Source organism: Bradyrhizobium sp. (assembly GCF_036735945.1).
Classification (GTDB): Bacteria; Pseudomonadota; Alphaproteobacteria; order Rhizobiales; family Xanthobacteraceae; genus Bradyrhizobium.
This window is the reverse complement of sequence record NZ_DAINNI010000056.1, coordinates 23,863-30,484: the sequence shown is the minus strand read 5'-3', so window position 1 is coordinate 30,484 and position 6,622 is coordinate 23,863. Positions and strand designations below refer to the sequence as shown.

The 6,622-nt window shown below is 64.0% G+C and carries 6 protein-coding genes; 2 read left to right on the top strand and 4 right to left on the bottom strand.

Going from position 1 to position 6,622, the window contains the following annotated elements:
• Positions 1-938 (top strand): phosphoglycerate dehydrogenase (gene serA, locus V7E26_RS18270; protein WP_324418555.1); only part of this gene is annotated, 938 nt, incomplete at its 5' end.
• 33 nt (positions 939-971) lie between these two features.
• Here serA and V7E26_RS18265 read toward each other — a convergent pair.
• The 3 genes from V7E26_RS18265 to V7E26_RS18255 all read right to left on the bottom strand — a co-directional run bounded on the left by V7E26_RS18265 (position 972) and on the right by V7E26_RS18255 (position 4,447).
• Entirely contained in the window at positions 972-2,123 is a 1,152-nt protein-coding gene (locus tag V7E26_RS18265) for a DUF418 domain-containing protein (protein WP_324418554.1), read from the bottom strand.
• A 33-nt stretch (positions 2,124-2,156) separates the two neighbouring features.
• Positions 2,157-3,521 (bottom strand): malonyl-CoA decarboxylase, encoded by a 1,365-nt coding sequence (locus V7E26_RS18260; protein ID WP_324418551.1) that lies wholly within the window; start codon positions 3,519-3,521, stop codon positions 2,157-2,159.
• Positions 3,522-3,646: 125 nt separating this feature from the next.
• Positions 3,647-4,447, bottom strand: a complete 801-nt coding sequence (locus V7E26_RS18255; RefSeq protein WP_324418549.1) for an AraC family transcriptional regulator — start codon at positions 4,445-4,447, stop codon at positions 3,647-3,649.
• A 68-nt stretch (positions 4,448-4,515) separates the two neighbouring features.
• Between V7E26_RS18255 and V7E26_RS18250 the strand changes: the two genes are divergently transcribed.
• Positions 4,516-5,688, top strand: coding sequence for an MFS transporter (locus V7E26_RS18250; protein ID WP_324418547.1), 1,173 nt, complete (start codon positions 4,516-4,518; stop codon positions 5,686-5,688).
• 2 nt (positions 5,689-5,690) lie between these two features.
• Here V7E26_RS18250 and V7E26_RS18245 read toward each other — a convergent pair whose 3' ends face one another.
• Positions 5,691-6,449 (bottom strand): bestrophin-like domain, encoded by a 759-nt coding sequence (locus tag V7E26_RS18245; RefSeq protein WP_324418545.1) that lies wholly within the window; start codon positions 6,447-6,449, stop codon positions 5,691-5,693.
• Positions 6,450-6,622: the final 173 nt, after the last annotated feature.

The following is a 6,622-nucleotide window of genomic DNA, read 5'->3' as shown; positions in this document are numbered from 1 at the left end:
CGCCGTTCTCCAACACGCGCAGCGTGGCCGAACTCGTGATCGGCGAGATCGTCATTCTGCTGCGCCGGATCGTCGCGCGCTCCAACGCCGCGCATGAGGGGCGCTGGGACAAGTCGGCCAACGACAGCTATGAGGTGAGGGGCAAGACGCTCGGCATCATCGGCTACGGCAATATCGGCTCGCAGCTCTCCAACCTTGCGGAAGCGCTGGGCATGCGGGTGATCTTCTATGATCACACCGACAAGCTTCGTCACGGCAATACCGAGCCGACCGCGAGCCTGCATGAGCTGCTGGCGCAGAGCGATGTCGTGAGCCTGCATGTACCGGAAACCGCCGCCACCCACGGGATGATCGGCCGCGAGGAAATTCGCGCCATCAAGCACGGCGCGTATTTCATCAACAACAGCCGCGGCACGGTCGTTGACCTCGAGGCGCTCGCCGAGGCGCTGCGCGAGAACCGGCTTCGCGGCGCCGCGGTCGACGTCTTTCCGGTCGAGCCGCGCTCGAACGCCGAGCGCTTCGTCTCGCCGCTGCAGGGGCTGGAGAACGTCATCCTGACCCCGCATATCGGCGGCTCGACCGAGGAAGCGCAGGAGCGCATCGGCGCCGAGGTCGCGCGCAAGCTGGTCGACTACAGCGATTCCGGCTCGACCATGGGCGCCGTCAACTTCCCGCAGGTTCAATTGCCGTCGCGGCCGACGGGCACGCGTTTCATTCAGGTGCAGCGTAACGTGCCGGGCATGCTCGGGCGCTTGAACGAGGTGCTGGCGCGTCATGCCGTCAACATCGCCGCGCAATATTACGAGACCGCGCACGATGTCGGCTATGTGGTGCTGGACGCCGATGCCTCCGCCGCCGATGGCGAGCGCGTGCTCGCCGATATTCGCGCGCTGGAGGGCACCATCCGCGCCCGCTTGCTCTATGAGTACAAGACCTGAACAGATAGCGTGACGGCCAGCCAATTTTCCGGATCACGCGCTCGTTGGCTGTGGCGTCGATGACAGTGCCATCGGCTGCGGCTCGCCATACATCAGCGTGCGCCATAGCCATTCGACGGGCCCGTAGCGGTAACGTCGCAGCCACCAGCTACTGAAGAACACCTGTCCGATATAGACGGCGACGCCGATCGTCAGCGCGCTCGCAGCACCGATCCGGCCGAACAGGCCGAGGCCGTAGCCATAGAAGACCCAGCCGAAGATCAGGGACTGCATGAGGTAGTTGGTGAATGCCATCCGCCCCAACGGTGCGGCCCATCCGAGCAGCCGCGCTCCGCGCGGAAGCCTGGCGCTGCCGATGATGGCGGCGGCATAGCCCAGCGCCAGCACGATGGTGCCGAGCGCCTCCAAGCCGGCAAGGATCAATGCCAGGCCAAGGCCGATGCAGGGCAGGCCGATAAACAGCAGGCGCCGCGGCGGGTATTGTACCATGCCGATCCGCCAGGCGAGCGCACCAACCAGAAATAAGCCGATCGTGCGTGGAATGATAAAGACATGGAGCGGAAAGATGAACGGAAGCTCGCGGAGGCGGAACGCCAGTACGTCAAGGAAATCGCCCGTCGGATAGATGCGCGTCGCTTCCACCACCTGGTACCAGATCCTGGCCCTGTCGGGAAACAGGCCGGGCGGCGGAAAGCCCTGCATCGCAAGATACAGCGCGAGCGACACCAGCGCCGCGCCGGCGAGCAGCCAGCGCGGGCCGAACAGGATTGGCAGAACGATCAGGCCGGCCAGCGCATATTCGGTGAGAATATCGCCGTTAAAGAGCAAGCATAAATGAACCAGCCCGAACGCCAGCAAGACCGTGAGCCGGCGCACGAGGAGTAAAACGCGGCGCCCGCTGTTCGCCAGCCGATCGAACTGGATGGCGAGTCCTATCCCGAACAGCAGCGAGAACAGCGCAAACGCCTTCAACTCGACGGCCACCGACAGGAACGCTTCGACCGCGCGATCGACCGGCGATTCCGGAGACGGATAGGAGACAAACTGCGCGAAGATTGAAACGCGGAATTCCGTGACGATATTGATCGCCATGACGCCGAACAGCGCAATGCCGCGCAAGACGTCGATGGCGTCGATCCGCTCGGCGGGGCTTATCGGTCCGGAAGACGCGGGGCTATAGGCCATGGCATCATGAATTCCGCTCTCGCGGCGAATCGATCAGTCGCCGGTCAACGACAGCCGCATGTCGAGCAGCCGCCGCCCCTCGGCCTTGAGCAGCTTCTTCACCGCGCTGGAAGCTGCGATCTCGCCCTGGTTGGCGTAGGCCTCGTGGTTCTTCTCGATGTCCTCGAGCCGGTAAAGGTAATTGACCATGATGCCGGCGGATTCGCGCAGGCCCTTGGGCGAGAGATCGCCGAGCCAGTCGATCTTTTCCAGCCGCGCGCCGTTGCCGATATGGAAGCGCGCCACCGAATCGATCAGCCGGCCCTTCGACGTGCGCGCTTTCAGGAAATAATGCGCGGCCAGCGGCTCCAGCACGGCGCGAAGCTGCGCGGTCAGCTCGGCATTCTCGAACCAATCCGGCCTGTCGAGTGCCTCCAGCAGCGTTCGCTCCTCGGCGCTGAGCGGCACGTCGTCAGCCTTCTTCAGCCATTGCATGAAGCCCGGCACCGGCGACAGCGTGATGAAGGTGTCGAGCTTCGGCAGTTCGCGCCGCAATTCCTCGACCACCTGCTTGATCAGGAAACTGCCGAACGAGATGCCGCCCAGCCCCTTCTGCGTGTTCGAGATCGAATAGAACACCGCGGTGCGCGCGCGCTCGATCGGCACCGGCTGGCGCTCCGCGGCGAGCAGCGGCGCGATCGCGGTCGGGATCGCCTCGGTCAGCGCGACCTCGACGAAGATCAGCGGCTCGTCGTTCAGCTGCGGATGGAAGAAGGCGTAGCAGCGGCGATCGATCGGGTCGATGCGGCGGCGCAGGTCGTTCCAGTCGCGGATTTCATGCACGGCCTCGTAACGGATGATCTGTTCCAGAATATTGGCTGGCGTCGACCAGTCGATCCTGCGCAGCACGAGAAATCCCCTGTTGAACCAAGAAGACAGTAGATGGACCATGTCGCGGTCGAACGCGCCGAGATCCTTGTTGGCCTTCATCAGGGCCAGCAGGTCGGTGCGCATCGCCACCAGATCGCTGGTGCCGCCCGGCGCGCGGTTGAGCCGGCGGATCAGCTCCTGCCGCCGCGGCTCGGAAGCGAAGTGAAGGTCGCTGGCGTCGGAGTCGTTCGGCTGGTTGCGCCAGCTCTCGATCGCCTGCGACAACTTCTCGCGGTCGGGACCGAAATCACGGGCGATCGCCTCGAAGAAGGTGACGCGCCCGGCGGTGTCGAGATCGTGGTAGCGGTCGAGCACTTCGCGCGCCATGGCCGTGCCGGTCGCTTCGCCGCGACCCGACAGCAACGCCTCGCACAATTCGATCAAATCCGACGCGTCCTGGCCGTCGTCGGAAGGCCCGGCGCGCCGCAGCAGCGTGCGGCCGCGTTCTGATATCGTGGCTAGCAGATCGGAGAAGAAGGCATTGGCCATGTGGCGGGTCGAATCCAGCTGATGTCCGGCGAAGTCTTACATCGAATTTAGAGCGGTACCGATCACAATCAAGCGTAGGGATTGTACCGAAATATGTCATGCCTCTAAAGTATGCGTTGTCGCTTTCACCCCTTGCCGGCAAACGCCGTCGGCGTCTTGCCGGTGACCTGGCGGAAGGCGTGGGAGAAGGCAGGCACGCTGGCATAGCCGAGATCGGACGCCAGCTGCTTGACCGAGACGCCGGTGTCGGTCGAAAGCTTCTCGATTGCCGCCGCAATCCGCGCGCGCTGGCACCAGCTCTTGAAGCTCAATTGCGTCTCCGCCGAAAACAGCCGCGACAACGTCCGCACTGATGTGCCGACCTCGCTTGCCAGGCTCTCGATTTCGTGGTCGGCCGTCGGGTCTGACAGCACGATATGGGCGGCGCGGCGGCAGCGCGGCTCGCGCGGCAGCGGGATGAAGGTCGCGGAATCCTCGGCGTGGTCGAGCTCCATCATGGCGAGCCGCAGCAGCAGCTCGGTGCGCTCGCGGTTGCCGCGCTCGTCGAACAGAGCAAGGATGGTCTGGTGCAGCAGCGGCGATACCCGCACCACGAATTCCGCCTCCAGGCTGTGGCTGCGCGCCTCGCGCTTGAGCCAGTCCAGCTCGAAATAGAGCGTCCGCATCTCGATATCGGCGAGCACGTCGATCGCGTGTTCCGACAGGGCGGGGACCCACACCGCGCGGTCCGGCGGCACCAGCCAGCGGCCCTTCGGCGTCGTCACCTGCATGGTGCCCTTCGCCGCATAGACCAGTTGCGCCTCCCGGTGCATGTGGGTCTCGATCCGAAAGCCCTTGCCGTAGCTGTTGGCGATCATGTGGATGCCGTCGCCGGTCGAGGTACGGCGCCCGATAATGGCGGCGATTGGCTTTTCGGCGATATTCATTGGCGACATCCCGTCAGAGCTACCCCGTATAACCTATTTGGCAACAGTGCGGGATTCGGAAATCGACCATGAACAGCCCCAGCCGGGTGATATCATTCGTTAACGCCGCCCATTTCATCGACCATTATGCCATGCTGATCTTCGCTGCGGCGGTCATCATCATGGGGCCGGCGCTCGGCATGGCCTATTCCGAACTGCTGCCATACGCGACCCCCGGTTTCGTCGCCTTTGGCGCGGGCTCGCTGATCACCGGCTGGCTCGGCGACCGCTGGAGCCGCCGCCACATGATGGTGATCTTCTTCATCGGCATCGGGGTTGCGATGATCTCGGTCGGCTTCGTGCAGACGCCATTGCAACTCGGTGCGGCGTTGTTGGCCATCGGCCTGTTCGCCTCGATCTACCACCCGGTCGGCACCGCGATGATCGTCTCCTATGCCGACAAGCTCGGCCGCGAGATGGGCCTGAACGGCGTCTGGGGCAATCTCGGGGTGGCGTCCTCGGCGCTGGTCACCGGCGTGATCGGGCAATATTTCGGCTGGCGCGCGGCCTTCATCATCCCGGGAATCCTCACCATCCTGCTTGGTGTCGCCTTCGCACTGATGGTGGTGCACGAGGATCGCACCGGCACCAGGCAGGCGGCGGCGCAGGCGCGCATCGCCAAGCGGGACATGTGGCGGGTGCTGCTGGCGCTATTGATCGTGGTGATCGCGATCTCCACCACGTTCAACGCCATCACGGTCGCCATGCCAAAACTGTTCGCCGAACGGCTCGCAGGCCTGACCAGCAGCCCGGCCATGCTCGGGATCATCGCGGCCGGCGTCTATGTGTTCGGCGCGATGACGCAGTATACGATCGGCAAGCTGATCGATCATTATTCGCTGAAGACGGTGATGCTGCCGCTATCGTTCCTGCTGGCGCCGTTCATGTATTTCGCGGCGACGCTGTCGAACCTGCCGCTGATCATCGCCTCGATCGGCATCGTGATGGGCGCATTCGGCCAGGTCACCGTCAACGACGCCATGGTCGGCAAATACACCACAGAGGAATGGCGCTCGCGGGCCTATTCGGTGCGCTATTTCGTGGGCTTTACCGCGGCCGGCGCCTCCGTCGGCCTCGTCGCATGGCTTTACGAGCGGGGCGGCTTTGCCACCATGCTGCAGGCGTTCGGCGCGCTGTGCCTGCTCGTCATCGTGGCGGCGTTCATCCTGCCGCAGGAGGTCAAGGTGCCGGCTGCGCAATAGACTCATTCGACCTTCGGCAGCACCATCTGCAGATGATGGTTCGAAATCTGCATCAGGCCCTGGAAGGGGTGGCTGAGATCGACGATCAGGAACAGCGCGCTCGATACCGAGAGCGCGAAAACCAGCGTTGATATCATGACGAGCAGCCCGGGCTCGGCGAACAGGCTGAAGCTCGCAAAAATCACCACCAGCCAGAACACCAGCACGATGAAGAACGGCAGCGGTATCGCGTCGTCGGCCTGGGTGAAGACGAGAAGCCGCGTCCGGCCCATGTCGGTGGTGATCTGGATGATGCGGGATTTCAGCGAGGTCTGTTCCGCGTTGGCGGGATTGAGGCCCTCGACGGCCCGGAAGAAGCGTTCGGCCATCTCGCTGACCACGAAGCTCGGCTCGCGGCCTTTGCCCGCGTTGTTCTCCCGCCAGATGCGCGCGGTGGCGGAGGGGATGATTTCCCGCAGCAGGGTGCGCGCCGCCTTTGCCTCCGGCCCGTACTTGGTCAGCATCTGATCGGCCAGCGCCGCATTGGTGCCGAGCTGCCTGATATTGCTGTTCTGGTTGTCGAAGGTGTTTTTCGCCGAGGCGATCATCAGGCCGATCACGAGTGCGGCCAATGTCGAAAGCAAGCCGGCGCCGAGGCGGATGGCTTCCTTGGCGCCGCCTTCCAGCCATTCGGCCGGCAAGGCGCGCCTCAGGCCCATGCCGGCGGCCGCGCCGATCAGGATCGCGGCAAAGGAGGCCAGGAACGCTTCCGTCGAACTCATGGTGTCATCACCCCGTCATGTGCGGGAAATTGCATAGCGGGGAGAGTGGGTCCGGGCTACCCGCGGCGTCTTGTTGCGGCGCAATAGAGTGGTGAGAACGTAACTGGATCAAACAGAGCACTTGACCATGGCCACCCTCCTTGTGTGAGGTGCGGGCATGACCCGAATCCGAC